The 23,741-nt window shown below is 74.4% G+C and carries 18 protein-coding genes; 12 read left to right on the top strand and 6 right to left on the bottom strand.

Annotated elements, in window-relative coordinates; genetic code table 11:
- Positions 1-76 precede the first annotated feature (76 nt).
- From OG900_24335 to OG900_24320, 4 genes are all read left to right on the top strand, one after another.
- Positions 77-2,122: an ATP-binding protein gene (locus OG900_24335; GenBank protein ID WUH92929.1), complete on the top strand. Its 2,046-nt coding sequence runs from the start codon at positions 77-79 to the stop codon at positions 2,120-2,122.
- A 277-nt stretch (positions 2,123-2,399) separates the two neighbouring features.
- Positions 2,400-3,983, top strand: a complete 1,584-nt coding sequence (locus tag OG900_24330; protein ID WUH92928.1) for an ABC transporter substrate-binding protein — start codon at positions 2,400-2,402, stop codon at positions 3,981-3,983.
- 113 nt (positions 3,984-4,096) lie between these two features.
- On the top strand, positions 4,097-6,211 hold the full coding sequence (locus tag OG900_24325) for a DUF4139 domain-containing protein (protein ID WUH92927.1): 2,115 nt from the start codon (positions 4,097-4,099) through the stop codon (positions 6,209-6,211).
- A 2-nt stretch (positions 6,212-6,213) separates the two neighbouring features.
- Entirely contained in the window at positions 6,214-7,842 is a 1,629-nt protein-coding gene (locus OG900_24320) for a mucoidy inhibitor MuiA family protein (protein WUH92926.1), read from the top strand.
- Between the two features lie 37 nt (positions 7,843-7,879).
- Here the strand turns inward: OG900_24320 and OG900_24315 are convergent, their stop codons facing one another.
- The 4 genes from OG900_24315 to OG900_24300 all read right to left on the bottom strand — a co-directional run bounded on the left by OG900_24315 (position 7,880) and on the right by OG900_24300 (position 10,866).
- Positions 7,880-8,206, bottom strand: coding sequence for a metalloregulator ArsR/SmtB family transcription factor (locus tag OG900_24315; protein WUH95900.1), 327 nt, complete (start codon positions 8,204-8,206; stop codon positions 7,880-7,882).
- Between the two features lie 71 nt (positions 8,207-8,277).
- Positions 8,278-8,724 carry an SRPBCC domain-containing protein gene (locus tag OG900_24310; GenBank protein WUH92925.1) on the bottom strand — a complete coding sequence of 149 codons (447 nt, stop codon included), beginning with the start codon at positions 8,722-8,724 and terminating at the stop codon, positions 8,278-8,280.
- A gap of 95 nt (positions 8,725-8,819) precedes the next feature.
- Positions 8,820-9,788, bottom strand: a complete 969-nt coding sequence (locus OG900_24305; protein ID WUH92924.1) for a hypothetical protein — start codon at positions 9,786-9,788, stop codon at positions 8,820-8,822.
- Between the two features lie 148 nt (positions 9,789-9,936).
- The gene (locus tag OG900_24300; GenBank protein WUH92923.1) at positions 9,937-10,866 is read right to left on the bottom strand and encodes an AraC family transcriptional regulator; all 930 of its coding nucleotides are present in this window, start codon (positions 10,864-10,866) and stop codon (positions 9,937-9,939) included.
- A 177-nt stretch (positions 10,867-11,043) separates the two neighbouring features.
- Here OG900_24300 and OG900_24295 point away from each other — a divergent pair, with 177 nt between their 5' ends.
- Together OG900_24295 and OG900_24290 are read left to right on the top strand one after the other, a co-directional pair.
- Positions 11,044-12,126, top strand: coding sequence for an aldo/keto reductase (locus OG900_24295; protein WUH92922.1), 1,083 nt, complete (start codon positions 11,044-11,046; stop codon positions 12,124-12,126).
- A 294-nt stretch (positions 12,127-12,420) separates the two neighbouring features.
- On the top strand, positions 12,421-13,497 hold the full coding sequence (locus OG900_24290; GenBank protein ID WUH92921.1) for an LLM class flavin-dependent oxidoreductase: 1,077 nt from the start codon (positions 12,421-12,423) through the stop codon (positions 13,495-13,497).
- Positions 13,498-13,532: 35 nt separating this feature from the next.
- Here the strand turns inward: OG900_24290 and OG900_24285 are convergent, their stop codons facing one another.
- A complete protein-coding gene (locus OG900_24285) occupies positions 13,533-14,750 on the bottom strand; it encodes an arylsulfotransferase family protein (GenBank protein WUH92920.1) in 1,218 nt (405 codons plus the stop codon).
- Positions 14,751-15,174: 424 nt separating this feature from the next.
- Positions 15,175-15,927, bottom strand: a complete 753-nt coding sequence (locus OG900_24280) for an SDR family oxidoreductase (protein ID WUH92919.1) — start codon at positions 15,925-15,927, stop codon at positions 15,175-15,177.
- 188 nt (positions 15,928-16,115) lie between these two features.
- Between OG900_24280 and OG900_24275 the strand changes: the two genes are divergently transcribed.
- The 6 genes from OG900_24275 (at position 16,116) to OG900_24250 (ending at position 23,661) form a co-directional block, all read left to right on the top strand.
- Complete coding sequence (locus OG900_24275) at positions 16,116-16,712, top strand: TetR/AcrR family transcriptional regulator C-terminal ligand-binding domain-containing protein (GenBank protein ID WUH92918.1); 597 nt, start codon at positions 16,116-16,118, stop codon at positions 16,710-16,712.
- 141 nt (positions 16,713-16,853) lie between these two features.
- Positions 16,854-17,048, top strand: a complete 195-nt coding sequence (locus tag OG900_24270; GenBank protein WUH95899.1) for a hypothetical protein — start codon at positions 16,854-16,856, stop codon at positions 17,046-17,048.
- A gap of 137 nt (positions 17,049-17,185) precedes the next feature.
- Positions 17,186-18,550, top strand: coding sequence for a hypothetical protein (locus OG900_24265; GenBank protein ID WUH92917.1), 1,365 nt, complete (start codon positions 17,186-17,188; stop codon positions 18,548-18,550).
- A 139-nt stretch (positions 18,551-18,689) separates the two neighbouring features.
- Positions 18,690-19,931: an AAA family ATPase gene (locus OG900_24260; protein ID WUH92916.1), complete on the top strand. Its 1,242-nt coding sequence runs from the start codon at positions 18,690-18,692 to the stop codon at positions 19,929-19,931.
- Positions 19,932-20,089: 158 nt separating this feature from the next.
- The gene (locus tag OG900_24255; GenBank protein WUH92915.1) at positions 20,090-21,355 is read left to right on the top strand and encodes a VWA-like domain-containing protein; all 1,266 of its coding nucleotides are present in this window, start codon (positions 20,090-20,092) and stop codon (positions 21,353-21,355) included.
- A 221-nt stretch (positions 21,356-21,576) separates the two neighbouring features.
- On the top strand, positions 21,577-23,661 hold the full coding sequence (locus OG900_24250) for an alpha-glucuronidase (protein ID WUH95898.1): 2,085 nt from the start codon (positions 21,577-21,579) through the stop codon (positions 23,659-23,661).
- Positions 23,662-23,741: the final 80 nt, after the last annotated feature.

Below are 23,741 nucleotides of genomic sequence, written 5' to 3'. Positions count from 1 at the left end.
ATTACGATCCCCCTTCCGAGCGGTAGCACATCGTGCGGGCCGGGTGACGGTCCGCAGCAGCGGGGGACGGGGTCGGATGACGGACGCCAAGGCCAGGCTGCACGGCCGTGAGCGGGTGGTGGACTACACCAAGGCGGCCCTGGTGCGCCGCGGGGTGCCGGAGCGACCGCTGCCGATCGTGCTGCTCGCCGGACCCCGCGGGTCCGGCGGGTCGGTGCTGCTCGACACGCTGTGGGCGCAGTGCGCCGACGACTGCCTGAGCGTGCGGCTCGACCTTCGCTCGGCGCAGGGCGTCGAGGACATCGTGCTCGCGGCGGTCCGCGGCCTCGGGCGGCGCATCGCGGGGATCAGGGCGATCGACTTCCCCCGCACCGCGATGCTGCTCAAGGCGCTGAGCTTCGTGGACACCGGCGGCGGCCGCACCGCCTTCGAGACGTACTTGCGGGCCCGCGCCCAGGACGCGCAGGCGCAGTCGTCGCTGAACGACTGGGGCAGCCGGGCCGCCGTGCTGCTCAGCCCTGAGCAGCGCGGCCTGCTCGACGTGCTGACCGGCCTGCTGGGCGCGCTGCACTCCGCGGTGGGCAAGCACCGGGACAGCAAGGCGCTGCGCTGGCTGGCGGAACGCGGCGACGGCGGGCGGGAATACGAATCGCTGTGGGAGCTCTACCGGCAGCACCACGCGCAGGACACGCCGACCGGCACCCCGCGGGTGGTGGCGCGCACCCTGTGCGCGGCGCTGCTCGCGGACTTACGGTCCGACTTCAACGACTCCTGGCCGCGTATGCAACGCCCGCGCAACTGCCTGCTGTTACTCGACAACGCGGGCGGCAGGACCGCCGACCTCTTCCTCGAACTGCTCGCCGAATGCCGCAGGGAGTCCGCCGCGGCCGGCGAACGCCCCGACCCCGCCGTGGTGGTGGCCGTCCAGCGGGGCCGGGTGCGGCCCGAGGCGGACCGGCTGCTCGACCCGACGGACGAGCGCCTGGAGTTCGGCTTACGCCACCCGTACGCGCCCGGCGGCGACGGCCACCCGGTGTGGTGGTATCCGGTGGCGCTGGCCGATCTCAACGGCGAGCAGGTGCTCGCCCTGTGCGCGAGCAGCGTGCTCGGGCGGCACAACCGCGACGCGGACTTCCTCTACGAACTGGCCGGCGGGCACCCGGAGTCCACCGACCGGCTGGCGCACCTGCTGGCCCGCTTCGGCCGCACTCCCCCGCGTGACCCGCACCGCCCGCCCGCGGAGGCGCCGGAGCCCTTCGACCCGCGGCAGCTGCTGACCGGGCGGCTCACCACCGACCACGCGCTGCCCGACCACTGGCCGGCGCCCGCCAGGGCCGACTCCACCGTCGAGGACTACCTGCTGCGGCGCGTGCTCGCCGACCACCTCACCGCGGGCCCGAACGGCAGGCTCGCGCCCGAGGACAACGCCCCGCTCAACGCGATGGCGGTCCTGGCCGCGACGCCCGGCCTGCGCCGCGGCGCCTGCAACGCGGCACTGCAGTACCTGGGGTGGAGCGGTGTCGACGCGGACTCCGCGCAACTGCGGCTGACCGCCTCGATGTGGCTGGACGAGACGCCGGAGGGCGACGCGACCCGGCTGCACCCGCTGATCGCCCTGCTGCTGCGCCGCTGGCTGGCCCGCACCCCCGACACCTGGCGCGCGGTGCACGCGGGCTACGCGACGCACTATTCGAGCCGCGCGGACGCGCCGCTGCGGCACCACCACACGCTGGCCCAGGTGGAGTTGGCCCGGCGCGAGCCGCTGACCACGGTGGTCGGCCACCTGGACGAGGAGTACGAGCGCAGCGCGACCGCGCAGGACTGGCTGCGCGTGCTCGACCAGGTCACCGCGGCGCCCAACCGGCTGAGCACCCCGCTCGACCCGCGCACCTTCGTCACCTCGCTCGCGGGCCCCGCCGAGGCGCGCAACCGGCGCAGGACCATCACCCGCCTGGCGGTGGCCCGTTGGCTGCACGGCGACCGCTCCTTCGACCCGGCGCACCAGCTGGCCCACACCATCGCCGACGGATACGAGCACCTGGCGGAGATCACCGAGGACAACGAACTCCTCTACCGGCAGGCGGGACTCTTCCGCCGCATCGAGAACAACTGGAAGGACTGACGACCGAGCTCCCGGAGTGGCCGGCCGAGGTACGAGGCCGTCCGCGAAGGAAGCGAGGAGGAAAGTCCGCCCCGACAAGAAAGCAGGACTGACGACCGAGCTCCCGGAGTGGCCGGCCGAGGTACGAGGCCGTCCGCGAAGGAAGCGAGGAGGAAAGTCCGCCCCGACAAGAAAGCAGGACTGACGACCGAGCTCCCGCAGTGGCCGGCCGAGGTACGAGGCCGTCCGCGAAGGAAGCGAGGAGGAAAGTCCGCCCCGACAAGAAAGCAGGACTGACGTGCACGTCCTCGACTCCGTTCGCGGGTATGTCGCGCGCCTCCCGGTCGGTGCCAGGAGGCTGCTGGCCGTGGCCTGCGTGCTGGCGCTGGCCCTCGCCGCCTACGGCGTCTACCTGCCGATCGACCACCTGCTGAACAAGCCGTGCATGCGCAAGGGCGCGACCACCGTCACCCACCAGGGCGCGAACGGCGAATGCGTGGGCATCACGGACGGCAGCTACGCCTTCCACCCCTCGCTGCGGGCCGCCGAGGACAAGGTCCGCGAAGAGAACCGGAGGATCGTCGAGAACCACCGGACGAACTACGTGAGCGTGGTGATGATCCTGCCGATATCCGCCGACAAGGGCAGCATCCTGTCGATGCCGAACGCCCTGGAGCAGATCGAGGGCGCCTTCACGGCGCAGTACTACGCCAACCGCAACAACGTCGAGGGCATCACGCCCTACATCCAGCTGCTGATCGGCAGCGACGGCTACCAGGCCAACGCCTGGCAGGCGGCCGTCTCGAACATCGAGGACGACCGCGGCCGGCACATCGCGGCGGTGACCGGCTTCGGCCTGAGCCTGGCCGGCACGGAGAGCGCGATACGCGATCTGACCGCGCACAGCATTCCCGCTTTCGGCGCGACCCTCACCTCGGACAACTACGACAACATCAAGGGTTTCGTCCGGGCCTCGCCCAGCAACGTGGACAACATGGCCGCGGCCCTGTCCTACGTCCAGTCCGACTACAAGCGGGCGGTGCTGGTCGAGGACGGCAATGCCGGTGACTCCTACGACGTCACGCTCGTCAGCGGCTTCAAGAAGTTCAGGGACATACCGGGGGGCCACCAGATCGTCGGCGTGGAGCCCTACGACACCACCGAGCGGGACCGGGACGGACAGTCCGCGGAGGAGCGCAAGCGGCACCAGACCGAAGTGGCCACCAGGATCAGCCAGATGACCACCAACATCTGCGCCGCGCAGGAACCGCAGCCCGCGGTGGTGCTGTTCGCCGGTCGCGGGCAGGACCTCGGGGTGCTGGTGCACGCCTTCTCCAACACCTGCCTGGACAAGCAGATCCGCATCGTCAGCGGTGACGACGTCACCAACCTGCCCGACAGCCGGCAACTGCGGGCGGACCTGCGCGGCCATGTCACCGTCGACTACGCGGGTGTGGCCCACCCCGAGGAGTGGAAGGCGTCGGCCGGGCACGACAAGGCCCATGCCGCGGCCGTGGCGGACGGCACCCGGGGCTTCCGGATGTTCGACACGTCCTTCCAGACGCTCTTCCCCAGCGGCTACCTCGGCGACGGCAACGCGATGATGGCCTACGACGCCGTGCTCACCGCCACCTCGGCGATCCGCCTCACCGAGCAGCCGCAGCCCGAGCCCGACGCGGTCGTCAACGAACTGGGCGCACTCCAGGGAGCGCACAAGGTGCTGGGCTCCAGCGGCCCCATCCAGTTCACCGCCAACTACCAGACCAGCCACACCGGCAGCAATCCGGTCGCCAAGCCGATTCCGATCATCCGCCTCATGCCGCAGGGCAACCCCCGCGTCCAGACGGTCAAATGGCCCGATCAGGCCCCGCCGGTGGGCTGACCGGTAGGGTACGGACGAGAGCACGGCCAGGGTCCTGAGGGGGAGCGACGGTGCACGCGAGCACGCGCATATCGGCTGGTGGCGGCCCTGTGGCATCGTCCGCGGTGACATCGGTGGCGGTGCATTCCTCGGGCGCCGTCTGCACCCGGCTGGCCCGCTTCGAACTGCCGCCCGGCGGCGGCGACACGGTGACCGTGCGTGTCACCGGGCTGCCGCCGACCCTCTACGAGGAGTCGCTGCGCGGCCGTATCGTCAGCGGGCCGGAGGGGGCGGGCGGCGCCGACGGGGCCGGCGGGCTGCGGGTCACCGACATCCGCGTCGAATTCGGCGCGACGCTGCGCCGCGGTGACGAACTGCCGCGGCTGCGGCTGGACCTGGAGGACGCCGAGGACCGGCAGTCGCGGCTGCGGGACCGCAAGGAGCGGCTCGCCGCCGAGGTCGCGGAGGTGGCCGCCCTGCGCGCCGAGCCTCCGGCCCCGCGCCGCGGCGACCCGCCGCGCTGGGCGCCGGTCGAGTCGATCCTCGCGCTGGCCGGCTTCGTCGACTCGCGGCTCGCGGTCCTCCACCGCCGCCTGCGTGCGGTCGAGGAGGAACTCGCCCAGGCCGACCACGAGTCCGACGTCCTGCGCCACCGCGTGGCGGAGGCGTCGAGCGCGGTCGACACGGGACGCGCGGCCCCGACGGCGACCGCCCTGGTGACCCTTGCGCCGGGCCGCGCCCCCGAGAGCGCCCTCGCGAGCGGCGCCGGGGACGCGGACGAACCGGGCAGCGGCCCCGCGCCCGACGCTCCCGCCCGACCCGGCGCGGTCGAGCTGGAGTTGGAGTACCACGTCCCCGGGGCCACCTGGGCGCCCGTTTACCAGTTGCGGCTCGACGGCCGCAGCGGGGTCGGGACGCTGGTGCTGCGGGCCTGTGTGGCGCAGCGCAGCGGGGAGGACTGGGCCGGGGTGCGGCTCGGGCTGTCCACCGCGGACCTGCTGCGGCGGCCCGATCTGCCCGAGCTGCGGTCGCTGCGGATCGGGCGGCGGCAGGAGGCGCCCGCCGACCTGAGCTGGCGCGAGCCGCCCGCCGGGCTCGCCGACCTCTTCACCGGCTACGACGCCGCCGCCGTGCCCAGGGCCTCCAGCCTCCCCCCGCCGCCACCGCTGGGCGCGCCCATACCCGCCTTCCCGCCGGTGGCCGTCGGCTACGGGGCCGTGGCCGACACGCTCGTTCCCGCCACGGCGCCGCCCCCGGCTCCTTCCGCACCGGCCGCGCCCATGGCCCGCTCCCGCGGTGCCATGCCGCCTACCGCCCTCGCCGCGGCCGCCCCCGGGGGTGGCGCACCGGACGGCTGGGCCGAAGCGGCGGAGAGCGCGGACAGGGCGGATGCCGCTCCCCTGGCGCCCGGCGCCGACCTGCTGGACTACGCCCGGCTGACGCTCGCCGGGCCCGACGCGGGCGAGGAGCGCGGCACCCTGCGGCCCGCCTCCCGGGCCGCGCACCCGATCGCCGCCGAATACCGGCGGCGGGCCGCGGCGGTCTCAGCCCTCGCCCGGCCCGCGCACGCCGTGGACGTGCGGAAGTCGGCCGGGTCCTTCGACTACCGCTTCGACACCGCCGCCCCGGTGGACGTGGCCGCTGACGGCCGCTGGCACACCGTGCCGGTCAGCGAGGTGCCGGTGAGCACCGAGTTCGAGTACGTGTGCGTGCCCGCGGTCGACCCGGCGGTCTTCGGCACCGTCCTGGTCACCAACACCTCGCCGCACGCGCTGCTCGCCGGTCCCGTGGACGTCATGGTCGACGGCGACTTCGTGCTCACCGCCCCGCTGCCGACGCTGGCCTCCGGGCAGCGGCAGGCGGTCGGCGTGGGCGTCGCGGAGAGCGTACGGGTCGCGCGGCGGGCGCACATGCGCGAGTCGACGGCCGGGCTGCGCGGCGGTACGACCGTGCTCGACCACACCGTGGAGATCGACGTCGCCAACCGGCTGCCCTACCCGGTCGTCGTCCAGGTGCGCGAGCGCGTGCCGGTGTCGGCGGACAAGGACGTGCGCATCGAGGAGCACAAGGCGCGTCCGCCGTGGGCCGCGGCCGAGCGGCCGGTCGACGGGCAGGAGGACGACTACGTGCGCGGGGTGCGCGGCTGGCGGGTGGCGCTGGAGCCGGGCGGCACCGCGACCCTCAACGGGGGCTACGAGATCCGGGTGCCCGCGGGCAAGGCCGTCGTCGGCGGCAACAGGAGGAACTGACCGTGGACGACGACACCCTGCACACCGGCCAGGACGACGGGACACCGGGCGGCCTGCCCGAGTTGACCGCGCTGCCGATCACCGCGGTCACCCTCATGGAGGACCGCGCCCAGGTCGAGCGGACCGGCGCCGTGACCCTCGCCGAGGGTGTGACCCGGCTGCGGGTCGGCCCGGTCACCCCGCTGACCGCGGACCGCTCGCTGCGTGCCGACTTCGCCGCGGACAGCGGCGCCCGGGTGGTCGACGCGCGCGTCGTCCGCACCTACACCCCCACCCCGCCCGGCGAACCCGGCCGGGACGCCTCCGGGCTGCGCCGCGAAGTGCACGAGCTGGAGCAGGAGTCGGCCGACGCCGAACTGCTGCGGCAGCGGCTGGAGAGCGCGCTCGCGGTGGTCGGGCAGGCCAGGACCGATCTGCACCGCGACATCGTGCAGGGCGCGGGCGGCGGCGACGCCGACCCGGAGCGGTGGGCCGACCGGCTCGACCGGGTCGAGCAGGAGGCGGAGCCGCGCATCGGCGAACTCCACAAGCTGCGCCGACGGTTGCACGACCTCGCCGAGGAGCTGCGCGAGGCGCGGCAGGCGTTGGCGGCGGTGGAGACCGAGCCGCAGCAGCTGACCGCCTATCTCGACGTGGTGGTCGAGGCGGAGCGGGACGCGACGGCCGAGCTGCGGGTGACGGGCCTCGTGCCGTGCGCGCTGTGGCGGCCCGCCTACCGGGCGACGCTGGCCGCCGACCGGAAGTCGGTACGGGTGGAGACCGACGCCTTCGTGTGGCAGCAGACCGGCGAGGACTGGACCGGGGTGCGGCTGACGCTGTCCACCGCCCGCCCGACGCTGGCGGCGAGCCCGCCGGTGCTGGCCGACGACGTCCTGACGCTGCGGGAGCGCTCGGTGGAGGAGCGGCGCACGGTCGAGGTGAACCTCCGCGAGGAGGAGATCCGTACGGTCGGCGACGCGTCCCCGGCCGCTTCCGCCGCGCTGCCCGGACTGCACGACGGCGGCGACGTCCGTGTGCTGGCCGCGCCGCACCCGGTCAGCGTGCCCTCCGACCACCGCCCGCACCGGGTGCACGTGACGTCCTTCACCGCCCCCTGCACCGTCGAGAACGCCTGCGTCCCCGAACTGTCCCCGCTGGTGGTCACCACCGCCCGCCTCACCAACACCTCGGGTCATGTGCTGCTCGCCGGGCCGGTCGACCTGGTCCGCGGCAGCGGCTTCGTCGGCCGCGGGAAGCTCGACTTCGCGGGTGCGGGCGAGGACTTCGAGGTCCCCTTCGGCAGCGAGGACACCTTCCGGGTCGTCCGCCACACCGAGGAGAGCCGTGACACCACGGGCCTGGCGGCGATCAACCAGCGCACCGTCCTGACCCGCAGGGTCCGCCTCTTCGTCTCCCGCCTGGACGCCCGGCCCGGCGACCCCGAGCACGAGATCACCGTGCGCGAGCGCGTCCCCGTCTCGGAGGTCTCCGCCGTCGAGGTCGACCTCCGCACCGCCGACTGCCAGCCGCCGCCCGACACCCTCGACGCCGAGGGCATCGCGCACTACACGCTCCGCCTGGCACCCGGCGCCCACCGCGAGATCACCCTCGCCTACGACATCACGGCCGCCAGCTCGGTGACCGGCCTGTAGCCCGCACGGCCGCGCGGCGGCTGAACCGCGCGGCCTGTCACCCCTCCCGCTCCGCGGCCTCCGCCGCTTCCGCCGCTTCCGCGACCCGCTTGACGCGGGCCAGCCTGCGGTCCCAGTCGGCGGCCAGGGCGACCATCCAGCGGGCGGTCGCGTCCAGGGCCGCCGGGCGGACCTCGTACCGCACCTCGCGGCCCACCCGGCGGCCGCCGACCAGGCCCGCCGCGTCCAGCACGGCGAGGTGTTTGACCACTGCCTGGCGCGTGACGGGGAGCCCCTCGGCCAGCGTCGTGGCGGTCACCTCGCCCTGCGCGGCCAGCAGGTCGAGCAGGTGGCGCCGCGTCGGGTCGACGAGCGCCGCCAGCACGACGTCGACGCCGCCGCCACCTGGGCCGCCCTCGCCGGTCCCGGCGGTCCCGGTCCCGCTCTCCGCGTCGGTCACCCCGCCTTCTGTTCCGCGCGGGCCTGGAGGTCGCCTATGACCTGCGCCCATCCGCCCGTATTGTCCCGGAGGGCTCCGCCGCGCAGCTCCTCCGAGCCGCTCAGCGCCGCGAACCCGCTCTCGACGACCCGAAGCCGCGTCCGGCTCCCCTCCGCGGTGAGGGTGAACTCCACCAGCGTGCTGTTGCCGTCCGCCGGCTCCTGCCCGGCGAAGGCGCTGGCCCAGCGATACGCCAGATACGTCGGCGGGTCGACCTTCTCCACCCGCACCGGGAATTCGCCGTATTCCGCGTGCTTGGCCACCACCAGCTCGCCCTCCCTGGCCACCGTCCCGGACACACTCCCCGCGTCCGCGGCCCAGAAACCCGGCTCGGCCACGAGCGACCAGACCCTTTCCACCGACGCCTCGATCAGCGTCTCGCGCTCGATACGGTCCTCAGCCATGGCAAGCTCCCTCGTCCGTCCGTCTCACGACCAGTGCAACTCCAGGGTTGCACGTCCCGCCGGCGAGACGCAACCCCGGAGTTGCACCATCACTCTCAGGTGTGACCCGGGATGCGGGCGGTGAGCAGGTTGGGGTCCTGCTTCGTGGTGTAGGCGGCGGAGGGGACGTAGACGGTGCTGCCGCGCACCGCCACCGCCGTCGGGTTCTGGAGGCCGTCGGCCGCGGAGAGCACGGTCGTGTGGCTGCCGTCGGGCTCGACCAGGGCGACCTCGCTCGGGCCGTTGAGCGCCGCGAGGACGCGGTCGCCGTGCGGGAGGAAGGCGAAGTCGTCGATGCCGACCAGTCCGGTGGCGACGATACGGGGCCGGCCGGCCCGCCCGCTGCGGGTGACGGGGTAGCGGACGAGGGTGCCCTGGTCGAGGTCGGAGACCCAGACGGCGCCGCCGTGGACCTTGATCCCGTTGGCGCCGAGGAAGCCGGTGGAGGCCAGTTCGGGGCCGGACGCCCAGGTGGTGGCGCGGCCGCCCGCGGTCGGGACGCGCCAGATGACGCCCTTGACGGAGTCGGTCGCGTAGAGCACGCGGCCGCCCGGGTCCAGGGCCAGGCCGTTGGGCAGGCCGTCGGCCGGGAGGGCGGCGATACGCCGCGGGACGCCGCCCGGGGCCAGCCGCCAGACGCCGGTCAGGTCGGCGGTGCCGGTGGCGTACAGGAAGTACAGCGTGCCGCCTGAGGCCCTGACCAGGCCGGTGACCAGCGGGAATCCCAGTACGGGGGTGTGCACGCCGGAGTCGGCGGGCAGCGGCGGGGTGGCCAGCACCCGGATCGCGCCCCGCCGGTCGATCCGGGCGATCTGGCGGGCGCCGGCGAAGGTCAGGTCGACGGAGCCGTCAGGCTCCAGCGCGATGTTCTCGGGCATCTGGCCTGCGGCGAAGTCGAAGTGGGCGGCGACCCGGGCGTGCGGCACGGGCGCGGTGGCGGCGCCGGCCGCGCCAGGCCAGGCGACGGCGAGCGTCGCGGACGCCAGCACGCCGACGACGAGGCTTCGTACGGACTTCGAGAGCACGGTTGTCTGCTTCCTGCCGAGGTGGGCCCGTCGATCCCGGGCCCGGTCGCCTCACTGTGCGGCCGGGCCGACCGGGGCAACCAGCCCCGCCGCTGCCTAGCCCCGGCAGGGTGCGGCTGCCCGCGACCGGGAGCCCAGGCCCCTCAGCTCACGGCAGCCGGGCCGCCCCCGGCACCCCGGCGGCCGCGCGCAGCCGGGCCGCGTCGAGGCCCGGCGGTGCACCGAAGAGCCGCCGGTATTCGCGGTTGAACTGCGACGGGCTGTCGTAGCCGACCAGGTGCCCGACGCCCGCCACGTCACCGGGCCTTACCGCGAGCAGCGAGCGGGCCTCCTGCAACCGGATGCGCTTCTGGAACTGCAGCGGGCTCATCGCCGTGACGGCACGGAAGTGCCGGTGGAAGGCCGACGGGCTCAGCGCGGCCAGCCCGGCGAGGTCGGCGATCCGCAGCGGCTCGGCATAGTGGTCGCGGATCCAGCGGATGGCCCGGCCGACCAGGGCCAGGCCGCTGTCCGCACGGCCGATCTGGCGCAGCGCACCGGCGTACGGGCCGGTGAGCAGCCGCCACATGATCTCCTGCTCGATCAGCGGGGCCAGCACGGGCCGGTCGGCGGGGTGGTCGAGCAGCCGCAGCAGCCGGACCACGGCGTCCAGCAGCTCCGGCCCCGCAGGGCCTGTGGTGATCGCGGGCAGGCCCTCGGTGGTACGCGGTCCCGCCGCGGCGGGGCCCTGCGGCGGGGCGGCGAGCAGCAGCGGTGCGATCGCCGCGGGCCGCAGCGCGAGCCCGACGCCGAGCGCCGGGGTGTCGGGCGAGGCGCCGGCGAAGTGGCCGGTCACGGGCAGGTCGGCGGTCACGACGAGGCACTGCCCGGCGCCGTATTCGAAGACCCGGTCGCCGAGCAGCAGCTGCTTGGCGCCCTGCGCCATGACGACCAGCAGCGGTTCGGTCAGCGAGTAGTCGGGCTCCGCCGTCTCGACCCTCGACAGCAGCAGCCCGTCGACCGGGGTCCGCAGGTCGGGGCGGGCGTGCACGGTGACCAGGTGGCGGATCTCGGTCAGCAGGTCGGCGGCGGTACGCATACGGCCACCGAAGCACCGCGCGGGCAGGGAGGCAAGCCCGATCCGGGCCAGAGGAGCAGGATCGTGCAAGACCTCGCGCGGATCGGCCTACCGGTGGGGGTGCGGTCCGCGGTTCGCTGGAAGCACGGCCGGAAGCGGCCGGGACCCACCGGAAGAACCCTCGTGAGGAGCACTCCCATGGCACTCGACCACTACGTCACCCTCGGCCGCTCCGGCCTGCGGGTCAGCCCGTTCGCGCTGGGCGCGATGACCTTCGGGGAGGACCCCGGAGGCGCCGGATGCAGCGTCGAGGAGTCCGGGCGGATCCTGTCGTCCTACCTCGACCTGGGCGGCAACTTCATCGACACCGCGAACTTCTACACCAACGGCCACTCAGAGAGGATCCTCGGCGACTACTTCGCCGCCCGCCCCGGCCGGCGCGAGCGCGTCGTCCTCGCGTCGAAGTTCTTCGGCAACCTCTTCCCCGGCGACCCCAACGGCGGCGGCGCGGGCCGCACCGCGGTCCGCGCGCAGCTCGACGCGACGCTGCGCCGGCTGCAGACGGACTACCTCGACCTGTACTGGTTGCACAATTGGGACCGGCACACCCCGATCGAGGAGACCCTGCGGACCCTCGACGACCTGGTCACCGCCGGCCGCGTCCGCTACGTCGGCTTCTCCAACACCCCCGCCTGGGTCACCGCGCAGGCCCAGACCACGGCCCTGCTCAAGGGCTGGAGCCCGCTGATCGCGCTCCAGGTCGAATACTCGCTGCTGGCCCGCACCGTCGAGGGCGAACTCGCGCCGCTCGCCCGCGACCAGGGCATGGCGCTGGTGCCGTGGAGCCCGCTGAAGAACGGCTTCCTGTCCGGGAAATACCGCCGCGGCGCCGAGGTCGCCGACTCCGCGCGCGCCGCCTTCGTCGGCGGGCCCGACGAGGGGCAGTACGCCGTCATCGACGCGGTCGCCGCCGTCGCCGGCGAGCTGCACACCACGTCCGCCGCCGTCTCGCTGGCCTGGCTGCGCGCCCGCGAGGGCACCGTCGTGCCGCTGCTCGGCGCCCGCCGGGTGGACCACCTGACCACCAACCTCGCGGCCCTGGAGCTGGAACTCGGCCCGAAGCACCTCGCCCTGCTGGACGAGGTCTCCGCACCCGACCTCGACTACCCCGCCCCGATGCACGGCGCTCAGCGCGCGATGCTCCAGTTCGCCGGTGCGACGGTCGACGGCGAGACCTCGACGGTGTATCCGCCGCTGCTGCAGAGCGACGTCCGCTACTGAGCGCCCGGCGGCCCGGCCACAGGTCGGACGCGCATTGCCAGGGTCCGCGGCCTCGATTACCGTCTGGCGTGTGCATCAGGGAACGAGGCTGGTCTGCCGCCTCCACGTCGACCTCCTGCGGTCGGCGAGCGCACTGTGTCCGTAGGGCCGTCGGCGCCGTAGCACCGGCCGGCGGCCGCCCGTCGTACCACCGCGCCGCCGCTGCGCGTGTGCGCCTTCCGACACCTCTTCGGACATCCCCGCTGGGCGGTCACAGTCATCGCCCCGCACTCTGCTGCGCTACGGAGTCCTGGCATGAGCCACGAACACCTCTGGTACATCCCCAACACCGTCGAGCCCGGACACCGCGGCGACGACACCACCACCGGCTGGGGCACGCTCGACTTCTCCACCGAGCTGGCCCTGGCCGCCGAGGAGCACGGGTGGGGCGGTGCGCTGCTCGGCACCGGCTGGGGGCGGCCCGACACCTTCACGGTGGCGACCGCGCTGGCCGCCCGCACCACCACCTTCAAGCCGCTGGTGGCGATACGCCCCGGCTACTGGCAGCCCGCGCACTTCGCGAGCGCCGCGGCCACCCTCGACCAGCTCAGCGGCGGGCGGCTGCTGGTCAACATCGTCAGCGGCCTGGACAATGCGGCGGCCTACGGCGACGGGGAGGCCGACCCGGCCCGCCGCTACGACCGCACGCGCGAATTCCTGGAAATCGTGCGGCGGTTGTGGACCGAGGAGGACGTCACCTACCGGGGCGACTTCTTCGCCGTCGAGGGCTCCACGGTCAGCCCGCGGCCGCATGGCGCCGAGCAGGGCCGCACCCCGCGGCTCTACTTCGGCGGCGCGTCGGCGGCGGCGGAGAAGGTCGCGGCCGCCGAGGCGGACGTGCAGCTCTTCTGGGGTGAGCCGCTCGACGGCGTGGCCGAGCGGATCGACCGGCTCAGGGCGCTCAGCGCGAGCGTCGGACGGAACCACGCCCCGCTGGAGTTCGGGCTGCGGATCACCACGCTGGTGCGCGACACCACCGAGCAGGCCTGGCACGACGCCGAGGAGAAGGTCGCCGCGATGGCGGACCGCGCCACCGACTCGACCCTCACCCGCCAGCGGCGGAAGGCGGTCGGCCAGCAGCGGCTGCTCGACCTGGCCGAGCGCGGCGAGGTGCTCGACTCGTGCCTCTACACGGCCCCGGGCAGATTCGGCGGCGGCGGTGCGGGCACCACCTGGCTGGTCGGCTCCCCCGACGACGTGGCCGAGGCGCTGCGCGCCTACGGCAAGCTCGGCATCACGCACTTCGTGCTGTCCGACACGCCTTACCGGTCCGAGATCGCCCGTGTCGGCGACCAGTTGCTGAGCAGGCTGCGGGAGCCGAACCCGGTCTGACGGGTCCGGCTCCCGGGTGCGCGCCTACCGGTCCCTCACCGCCAGTCGAAGCGGTAGGCCCGGTAGGTGTTCACCCCGGCCGGGAATCGGGCGTTGAAGAGCAGCTCGCCATGGCGGCCGAATTCCGAGACGTACGGCAGCGAGCCCCACCCGACGACGGTGTGGCCGTCCCGCAGCGGCTGCGCATTGCCCTGCGAGGACGCGATCAGCGCCGAGGGCTGGTCGTCGGAGGCGACCAGGGTGGCGGTGTGCGTACGGGAGTCGATCCTCACGGTGGCCACCCGGCTGTACGGCAGTTCGGAGACCGCGCCCGTACCGGTGTTGGCGATGCCCGCGGACTCGTTGTCGAAGAAGCTGTAGAGGCCGCCGCCGAGCGGCTCCGGGTCGTGCTGCCAGGCGAAGATCGTGTCCTTGCTGTTCAGCACCTGCCCGGGAGCGGCCTTCAGCGCGAACGAACTCGCCTTGCCGCCGACCTGCCACAGGATGTGCCCCGTGCGGTGCGAAATCTCGTACGCCGTCCAGGTGTTGCGCGCGTCGACCAGCAGATTGCCGCCGGCGTCCGGCTTGACGGCGTTGACGTGGAACCAGTCCCACGGGGTGTCCGCCGACGCCGGCAGCGGCTGCTCGCTCTGCGAGTACGGGACGTGGTCGGCGGCCTTCCACTGGAAGAGCACCTTGCCGGTGCGGATGTCGACCTCCTGCACGACCCCGTCGATCACCTTCTGGTCGGCGGGCCCGCCGATGGAGCGCAGGTCCGCGGTCTCGACCGCGTAGGCGAGGATCAGCGCGGTATCGCGCGGGGTGATGAGGAATTCGTGGCCGTCTGCGGAGTAGCCGTTGCCCGCCCTGACCTCGGCGATCTTCTGGTAGCGGTCGTTGTAGACGACGTCGGTGCCCGCGGCGGCCCCGCCGAGGCCGGTGCCCTCCCACCACGTGAGGACCGGCTTGCCGCGGTAGGTCTGCTTGCGGAAGTCGGCGGCCGACTGCCCCGCGGGCAGCGCGTGCGACCACACCGTCCGCCGCCCGTCCTGGCTGAGGATCTCCACCCCGCCGGCGTATTTCCCGGCCACGGCGTTGGGCGACACGAACAGGTCGCCGTGCGCGGTGCCGGGCTTGCCGGTGAGGACGGTCAGCGGCGCGAGGGGGAGGCCGTCGGCCGGTGCGGGTGCGGCTGCCGCGGGGGTGCCTGCGGCGGGTACGACCGCGGCGGCGGCCGCGGCCAGGGCGTAAAGGGTCAGGGACTTCTTTCGCATGGTGATCCTTCGGAAGGCAGGCAGCCGGAAGCCGGGCCTGGCGGCAGCCTTCAGCACCTCAGGGCGCGGGGCGCGCGAGGGGGGACGCCGCCCGGCGTGGGCGAACGGCGGGGGATTCAGCGGATCAGGACGGACGTGTCCGCTGCGGCCGCGTCACGCGCGGCGGAACTCCCGTACGGGAGGGGGGGATTGTCGGCTCAACAGGAGCAACAGGCGGCGGAGCAGACGCGCATGAGGTCGACGTGACCGCGAGTCGTCAGAAGGAGCTGGGGCTGCCGCATGCCGAGGAAGCTAGCTGGCCCCTGCACGCAACGTCAACGCCCGTCCGCATCGTGATCGCCACCCCGCCGCCCTGCCCGCAGCCCGAAACGCCCCCGTACCAGGCCGGATACGGGGGTCGTTCGCCGCGGGCGCGCGCAGCGTGTCAGGCCGCGCCGCCGTTCACGTAGAGGGTCTGGCCGTTGGTCCAGCGGCCGGTGGGGCCGGCCAGGAAGGCGACGGAGTCGGCGATGTCGGCCGGGGCGCCGAGGCGCTGCATCGGGTTGAGGCCGGCGATGTGGTCGACGACCTCCTGGGGCTTGCCCTCCAGGAAGAGCGGGGTGGCGGTCGGGCCGGGGGCGACGGTGTTCACGGTGATGTCGCGGCCGCGCAGCTCGCGCGCCAGGATCAGCGTCATGGCCTCGACCGCGCCCTTGGAGGCGGCGTAGGCGGCGTAACCGGGCTGCTGGAGCCGGGTCACCGACGTCGAGAAGTTGATCAGCGCGCCGCCCGACCGCAGCCGGCGCGCGGCGAGTTGCGAGACGACGAAGGTGCCGCGGATGTTGACCCGGTGCATACGGTCCAGGTCCGCGAGGTCCAGCTCGGCGACCGGGGCGAGCACCATGACGCCCGCGGTGTTGACGACCACGTCGACGCCGCCGAACTCCTGCTCGGCCCGGTCGAAGGCGGCGGCCATCTCCGTCTCGTCGGCGACGTCGGCCCGCAGCGCGATCGCCCGGCCGCCGCGGGCGGTGACGGCCGCGACCGTCTCGTCGGCGCGCTGCCGGCCCCCGCTGTAGAGCACGACGACGGCGTCGCCGTCGGCGGCCAGCCGTTCGGCCACCGCGCGGCCGATGCCGCCCGACGCACCGGTGACCAGGGCGACTCTGCCGGCCGCGGCGGTCGGGGTGTCTGTCATGGCGGGACCTCCTCGCGAAGCGCTATGTGGACGATCCGTCCACATCAATGAATGTAGACTGATCGTCCATATAACGCAAACAGCCAGGGCCCGCGCCGCCGGGACGCCCGGGTCCCGAAGGCCCGGGACCGAGGGACCCGGGCGCCCCAGCCCCGGAAGCCGGAAGCCGGAAGGAAGGAGTCACCGCCGTGACCGCAGAGACCGCCGCCGCGCGCCCCGGGCGCGGCCGCCGCCCGGCCGCCGAGGTCCGCGCGGCCGTCCTCGCCGCGGCCGGCGCGATGCTGCTGGAGAACGGCCTGCGCGACATCACCTTCGAGAAGGTCGCGACCCGGGCCGGGGCCAGCAAGATGACCCTCTACAAGTGGTGGCCCTCGCCGGGCGCGCTCGCCTTCGACGCCTACTTCGCCGCGACCGAGCAGACCTTCGCCTTCGACGACACCGGCGACCTCGAAGCCGACCTCACCCGGCAGCTGCACGCCTTCGTCGGCTTCCTCACCTCCCGCGAGCACGGCCCGGTCGTCGCCGAACTCGTCGGCGCCGCCCAGTCCGACCCCGACCTCGCCGCCGCCTTCGCCGAGCGCTACACGCTCCCCCGCCGCGCCCTGGCGGTGGCCCGGCTGCGCACCGCCCGCGACGCCGGCCAGCTCCGCCCCGACGTGGACCTGGAGAGCCTGGTCGACCAGCTCTGGGGCGCCTGCTACCACCGCCTGCTGCTGCCCGCGCGCCCGCTTGACGCCGACTTCGCCGACACGCTCGTCCGCAATCTGCTGTCCGGCGTCCGCTGAGCCGGGGCCGGGCCCGGACATGAACCGGCCCGGCGCCGGACCGCCGACCGCGTCACCACCTTGACCGGTGACGAGCGGGGTGGCAGTCTTGCGTACGCGGGCGCCCGGACGCGCCCGCCCGGCACGGAGCGGAGAATGACGATGGAGACCATCAGCGTCAGCATCAGGGACACCGCCGCGGCAGCACGCCACGCCCGTTTCGGCGCTCTGCCCGAGCGCATCCCCTTCGAGGCCATGGTCGAGGAGCAGACCCCCGCCCCGAAGCCGACCGACGACTACGCCCCCGAGCGGTCGCTCATCTCCTACTCCTGCCTGGCCCTCGACCTGGGCCTGTGAGCCCGCCCCGGGCTCGGGCCGCGCCGGGGCGGCGAAACGGGGACTGACAGCCGGCCCCGGTGGGCGCTACGCTTGCTCACAATGACGACTTCATCTCTCAGCAGATTGGGGGACCCGTCCGCGCAAGGTGAGTGCTGATGCCCACCGAGATCGCGAAGACGGAGTCCCGGCTTTCCCTGTGGCTGCGCGTGCGCACGTTCGCCGTGCCGGCCCCCATGATCGAGACCGCGACCGCCCGCCGGCTTTCCGGCGACTGGGCGGGGGCATGCGCTGCCGCCGGTCTCGACGTCGAATTCACTCCACGCTCCGTCGCGCGCACCCACGGCCGGGAGTTGGCCGCGCGCCTACGGGCCGATCTGCGGCGGCTCGCTCCCGACCTGCTGCGCTGGCACATGCCGAGGGCCGCCCCCGACGGCTTGCTGCGGCCGGGGCTGACCGTCGCACTGGCGCGGTACGAAACCGCCGAGGGCCAGGTGCGGTTGGTGGCCAGGACACCGCCCCCGTGGGCGGACGCCGGGCAGCGGATCAGCCTCGCTCTGTGGGACGGCGCCCGGATCGAACCGGGCGCACGGCGGCACCCGCACCGCAGCCCCGACCGGCGCTTCCGGCTCGACCTGCACCGGCACCTGTGGGACGCCGACCTGGCCCATGAGCTGCCGCTACGGGCGGGGACCGGCCTCGACCATCCGCTGGTGCCGCCGGGCCCCGGCTGCGCGGTGGACCGCTGGCCGGCCGAGGCGGCGCTCGTGCTGCGGGCCGAGGGGCGGTCCACCGGTCCCGTCGCCGTACGGCTCGGCGGCCGCCGCCGGCTGGTCGTGCACGTGGACGGGGGCGGCGGCGACGCACCGCGCATCACGCCGTGGCCCGGGGAAAGCGCCGCCACCATGCCCCTGCTGCCCGACGCGGCGACCTGGATGGCGCCCGATCTGGAGCTGCTCAGGGCCGAGTTGATCGCCCCCGAGCTGCTGCACCCGCTGGTCGCCGCGGCCCTCGTACCCGGGCGCACCGCGTCCGACTGGTCGGCGCCGCCGGACCCGGCCGGGCAGCCGCGGATCGTCGTCTGCCGCGGCGCGCGGCACCGGATCGACCTGGTCGGCGGTGTGCTCACCGCGCTGGACCACGACCGGGACGAGCTGCGCAGGGAAGAGCTGCTGGCCGCGCTGACCGGTACGCCGATGCCCTGCCTGCTGGCGATCGACACCGCCCACCGGCGCCCCGACTGCCTGCCCGAGGTACGGGAGCGCCTCGACCACGGCGACACCGCGGCCGCGGTGGCCCTGGTCGAGGGGCTGCTCGGCGACGGGGCGGTGCTGCGCGACGGCGACCTGCGGGACGAGTTGGAGTCGGCGGCGCAGCGCAAGGTCGCCCACGGCCTCTACCGGTCCGACCTGTGGGACCCGTGGCCGGGCCCGAAGTCCGCCCCCGTCCACCGCGCTTCCCGGGAAGAGATCCGCCGCCTCGCCGACTACCGCACCCGCCCGCGCCTCGCACACCACCGCTGAGCCGGTCCGTCCACCAAGCCGGTCCACCCACCAAGCCGGTCCGCCCGCTGAGCCGGTCCACCCGCTGAGCCACGAAGGCCCCCGACGTCCGCCCCGCCGCGCCCGCGCGCGGCCCGCCACGAACCCAAGGTGACCACATATGCCGACATGTACCACTTCCACCTCCACCACCACCTCCCAACTCGACCTCGCCGCCGACCTCCTCGCCCTGCTCGGCGACACGGCCACGGAACCGCGGCCCGACATCCAGCTGGAGGCCCTGACGCTGGCGGTCGCCGCCGACCTGCCGGTGCTGCTCTGGGGCGAGCCGGGCATCGGCAAGACCGCGGCCCTCACCCAGCTCGCCGCGGCACTCGAACTCCCCCTCACCACCGTGATCGCCAGCGTGCACGAGCCGTCCGACTTCTCCGGGCTGCCCGTCGTCGGCGACGACCCCGCCGGGCAGGGCGTGCCGATGGCCCCGCCGGACTGGGCGGTCCGGCTGGTCCGGGCGGGGCGCGGGCTGCTGTTCCTGGACGAGCTGTCCACCGCGCCGCCCGCCGTGCAGGCCGCGCTGCTCAGGCTGGTGCTGGAGCGGCGGATCGGCGCGCTCCGACTGCCGCCGGGAGTAAGGATCGTGGCGGCGGCCAATCCGCGGTCCTCGGCCGCGGACGGCTGGGAGCTGAGCCCGCCGCTGGCCAACCGGTTCGTCCACCTCCAGTGGACGCACGACCACGACGTCGTCGTCCGCGGCCTCGGCGGTACGTGGCCGCGGGCGACGCTGCCGCGGCTCGGGTCCGACGGCCTGGCGGACGCCGTGGCCTTCGCCCGCCGGGCGGTGTGCGGGTTCCTGACCGCGCGGCCCGGACTCGTCCACCGGCTGCCCGCCGGCGAGGCGCGCAGGGGCGGTGCCTGGCCGTCGCCGAGGAGCTGGGAGATGACGCTGCGGCTCATCGCCTTCGCCACCGCTGCGGATTCCTCGCGGGAGGTGCTGTCGCTGCTGGTACGCGGCACGGTCGGGGACGGCCCCGGGCTCGAACTGCTCGCCGGGCTCGACCGGATGGACCTGCCCGACCCCGAGACGCTGCTCGCCGACCCGGCGGGAGCGGTGCTGCCCGAGCGCGGTGACCTGCGGCAGGCGGTGCTCGACGGGGTGGTCGCGGCGGTGCGGGAGCGGCCCGACCGGGAGCGCTGGGACGCGGCATGGGCGGTGCTGGTGAGAGCGTTGGAGACCGGCGCCCCCGACCTGGTGGTCGTGCCCGCGACGACGCTGGCCACCCTGCGGCGCGAGGACTGGGCCGTACCGGCGTCCATCGAGCGCCTCGCCGGGGCCGTGACGATGTCCCGCCGCGCCGACCGCACCGCGGCCCGGGTCGCCCAGACGTCGAAGGCCACCCGATGACGGCCCGCACGATCCCCCCGTCCAGGGACGCCGAAGACGGGGGCCCGACCTCCCACGGCCCCGCCCGCACGCCCCCGCCGCCCTCGGCCGCAGACGGCCCCCCGACGGCCTCGCGCCATTTCCCCACCCCCCGCGACATCCGCAGGCCGCGCTCCCCCGTGCCCCGCCCGAGGCGCGCCGACGCCGCCCCGCCCGCGCTCGACTTCGACAAGCTCTTCACCGCCCGCCTCTACGCCGCCCGCTCCCGGCCCTACCTGGCGTCAGCCCTCTTCGCCCTGCATGCCGTCGCCTCGCGGGCGGTGCCGACGATGGCCGTCGACCGGCACTGGCGGTGCTACGCCTCACCGGTCTTCGTCGACATCACCCCGGTCGAGGAGCTGGCGGGGGTCTGGGTGCACGAGGTGTCGCATCTGCTGCGCGACCACCACGGCCGCGGCGACCGGGTCGCGCGCAAGGAGGGGCTGACCGGGCCGGCCGAGCGGTTGCGGATGAACATCGCGGCGGACTGCGAGATCAACGACGACGCCTTCGGCGAGGGCCTGGCCGAGCCGAAAGGGGCGGTCACGCCGCGCCTGCTGGGGCTGCGCGAGGGCGAGTTGATGGAGGACTACCTGCGGCAGATCCGGCTCGGGCCGCGCACCGAGCGGCTGGCCTGGCTGGACTGCGGCAGCGGCGTCGACGGGGCCGCCCGGGAGTGGGACCTCGGTCCTGACGGCGCGCACGGGCTGACCCCGCAGGAGCGGGACGCGGTGCGCTTCCGGGTCGCGCAGGGCATCAACGCCCGTCCCGGCGACGCGCCCGAGTCGTGGCGGCGGTGGGCGGAGGAGGCCTTCCATCCGCCGCAGCCCTGGCGGGACCTGCTGGGTGCGGCGATCCGCTCGGCGGCCTCCGCCGGCGGCGCGGGCGAGGACTACAGCTACGGCCGGCCGTCGCGCCGCTCGGCGAGCGTGCCCGGCGCGGTCCTGCCGAGCCTGCGGCGCAGGCCGCCCCGGGTGTGCGTGGTCATCGACACCTCGGGGTCGGTCAGCGACGACGAGTTGGGCAGCGCGCTGCTCGAAGTCGCCGCCATCTCGCGGGCGGTGGGCGGCCGCAGGGACCTGGTGAGCGTGCTGTCCTGCGACGCGGCGGCCGGGGAGGTGCACCGGCTGTGCAGCGCGGAAGGCATCCCGCTGGTCGGCGGCGGCGGTACGGACCTGCGCGAGGGCTTCGCCAGGGCCCTGCGCTCGCGGCCCGCCCCCGACGTCGTCGTGGCCCTGACCGACGGGCACACTCCGTGGCCCGAGGCCCGCCCGTCGTGCAGGACCGTCGTCGGCCTCTTCCGCCGCGCCCCCACCACCCGCCCGTACGACGACGACACCGTCTTCTACACCCGGGGCGCTCCGCCCGACTGGGCTCGCGTGGTGACCATCGGGGGCGGCCCCTGACGGCCGGCGAAGGCGCCGCCCCGGCGGAATTCCCGCACTCGGAGAAACCGGTCCGTAAGTCACCCGCGCGAATACCGGAGCCTCGAAACATTTCGCTGCCGCAGACTTTTCACACCCGTGATGACCTGGGCGTTTACCTGCCTATTCCTCCTCTGTAGATTCGGCTGCGGGCCGGCGCCACGACGGCCGGGCAGGCGAGTGAGGCGGGAATCTCCGTGAGCATGGACGTGACGACCGACGTACACGCGGCCTGGCTGCCGTCCGAGGCTTTCCGGGCGCTCGGCTCCCGCCGGATCCTGGTGCAGGGGGCCGGGCCACTGGCCGGGACGGTGCACGCGGAGGTGGCGCGGGCCTGTGCCGCCTACGGGGGCCGGGTGGGGCGCGAGCCTGGCGACGAGGCGGGGCCTTACGACCTGGTCCTCGCGCTGACCGGCGCGGAGCCCGCGCTGCCCGAGGCGGCGCAGGTGCCGGCGGGCAGCGCGGAGGGCCCGCTCGGCGACGAGGGCTTCCTGCTCGCCCGGCGCGGCGGTGTCACCGTCGTGCTCGCCGACGCGCCGGCCGGGCTGCTCTACGGCCTCTTCCACGTGGTGCGGCTCGGCGAGTCGGCCTTCGAGGGCAGCGGCGCCGAGGGGGGCGACGTCCCCGCCGCGGCCCACCGCCCCGCCATGCGCACCCGCATGCTGGACCACTGGGACAACCTCGACGTCCACCCGGTGATGGGCCATGTCGAGCGCGGCTACGCGGGCGGGTCGATCTTCTGGCGCGACGGCGGCCCGCGCGGCGACCTGCCGCGGGTGCGGGCGTACGCGCGGCTGCTCGCGGCCACCGGGATCAACGCGGTGTCGGTGAACAACGTCAACGTGCACACCGCGGAGACGCGGCTGCTGACCGAGCGGCTCGGCGATGTCGCCGACCTCGCGGACGTCTTCCGCCCGTACGGCATCCGGCTGCACCTGTCGGTCAACTTCGCCTCGCCCGTGCTGCTCGGCGGGCTGCCGACCGCCGACCCGCTGGACGGCGATGTGCGGGCGTGGTGGGGCGAGGCCGCCGCCCGGGTCCACGAGGCGATACCGGACTTCGGCGGTTTCGTGGTGAAGGCCGACTCCGAGGGCCAGCCGGGGCCTTTCACCTACGGGCGCAGCCACGCCGACGGCGCCAACATGCTCGCCGAGGCGCTCGCGCCCTTCGGCGGCGAGGTCCACTGGCGGGCCTTCGTCTACAACCACACGCAGGACTGGCGCGACCGGTCGACGGACCGGGCGCGCGCGGCCTACGACCATTTCGCCCCGCTGGACGGCGAGTTCGCCGCGAACGTGGTGCTCCAGGTCAAGCACGGCCCGATGGACTTCCAGGCCCGCGAGCCGGTCTCGCCGGTGATCGCGGCGATACCGGCCACCAGGCTCGCGGTGGAATTGCAGGTCACGCAGGAATACACCGGGCAGCAGCGACACGTCTGCTATCTGGGCCCGATGTGGAGCGAGGTCCTCGGATTCCGGCCGTGGGGCGAGGACGGCGACGGGCGTACGGTCGCGGCGCTGGCGGCGGGCCCCGCCGCGGGCGGCGGCCTGGTCGCGGTGTCCAACGTCGGCGACGACCCGTACTGGACCGGGCACCCGCTCGCGCAGGCCAACCTCTACGCCTTCGGGCGGCTCGCCTGGGACCCCCGCGCCGACCCGGTCGCGCTGCTGGACGAGTGGATCGACCTGACCTTCGTGCCGCTGCTGTCCCGCGACCCGGCGCCGCTGCGCCGGGTGCTGCATTCGATGATGGACGGCTCGTGGCGGACGTACGAGCGCTACACCGCGCCGCTCGGCGTCGGCTTCATGGTGCGCCCCGGGCACCACTACGGCCCTGACGTGGACGGCTACGAGTACACCCCGTGGGGCACCTACCACTACGCCGACCGCGACGGCATCGGCGTGGACCGCACCCGGGCGACGGGCACCGGCTACACCGGGCAGTACCCGCGGCCCTGGTCGGAGGTCTACGAGTCGGCGGAGCGGTGCCCCGACGAACTGCTGCTGTTCTTCCACCACGTGCCGTACGGGCATGTGCTGCACTCGGGTGCCACGGTGGTCCAGCACATCTACGACACGCACTTCGCGGGCGCCGACGAGGCGGCGCACATGCGCGCGCACTGGCGGGGGTTGGCCGGTACGGGCCTGGTGGACGCGGCCCTGCACGCGCGGGTGCTCGACCGCCTGGACGAGCAGGTGCGGTGCGCGGAGGAGTGGCGGGACCAGGTCAACGCCTACTTCCTGCGGAAGTCCGGCGTGCCGGACGCACACGGGCGGCGCATCCCGTAGCGGGCGGTGCGAAACGGCGGACGCCGCCGCCCTCCGGACGAGGAGCGGCGGCGTCCTGGGTCAGGGCGCGGGTTCAGTCG

The sequence above is a fragment of the Streptomyces sp. NBC_00433 genome (assembly GCA_036015235.1).
Lineage (GTDB): Bacteria > Actinomycetota > Actinomycetes > Streptomycetales > Streptomycetaceae > Actinacidiphila.
This window is presented reverse-complemented; position numbering and strand designations above follow the sequence as displayed.

What these genes read in the sequence shown, in the direction of transcription:
- OG900_24335 (WUH92929.1), top strand. Translation starts at nt 77, where the DNA reads ATGACGGACGCCAAGGCCAGGCTGCACGGCCGTGAGCGGGTGGTGGAC.
- OG900_24310 (WUH92925.1), bottom strand. Translation starts at nt 8,724, where the DNA reads ATGGCTGAGGACCGTATCGAGCGCGAGACGCTGATCGAGGCGTCGGTG.
- OG900_24300 (WUH92923.1), bottom strand. Translation starts at nt 10,866, where the DNA reads ATGCGTACCGCCGCCGACCTGCTGACCGAGATCCGCCACCTGGTCACC.
- OG900_24295 (WUH92922.1), top strand. Translation starts at nt 11,044, where the DNA reads ATGGCACTCGACCACTACGTCACCCTCGGCCGCTCCGGCCTGCGGGTC.
- OG900_24285 (WUH92920.1), bottom strand. Translation starts at nt 14,750, where the DNA reads ATGCGAAAGAAGTCCCTGACCCTTTACGCCCTGGCCGCGGCCGCCGCC.
- OG900_24280 (WUH92919.1), bottom strand. Translation starts at nt 15,927, where the DNA reads ATGACAGACACCCCGACCGCCGCGGCCGGCAGAGTCGCCCTGGTCACC.
- OG900_24270 (WUH95899.1), top strand. Translation starts at nt 16,854, where the DNA reads ATGGAGACCATCAGCGTCAGCATCAGGGACACCGCCGCGGCAGCACGC.
- OG900_24265 (WUH92917.1), top strand. Translation starts at nt 17,186, where the DNA reads ATGCCCACCGAGATCGCGAAGACGGAGTCCCGGCTTTCCCTGTGGCTG.
- OG900_24250 (WUH95898.1), top strand. Translation starts at nt 21,577, where the DNA reads ATGGACGTGACGACCGACGTACACGCGGCCTGGCTGCCGTCCGAGGCT.
- OG900_24260 (WUH92916.1), top strand. Translation starts at nt 18,690, where the DNA reads ATGCCGACATGTACCACTTCCACCTCCACCACCACCTCCCAACTCGAC.
- OG900_24290 (WUH92921.1), top strand. Translation starts at nt 12,421, where the DNA reads ATGAGCCACGAACACCTCTGGTACATCCCCAACACCGTCGAGCCCGGA.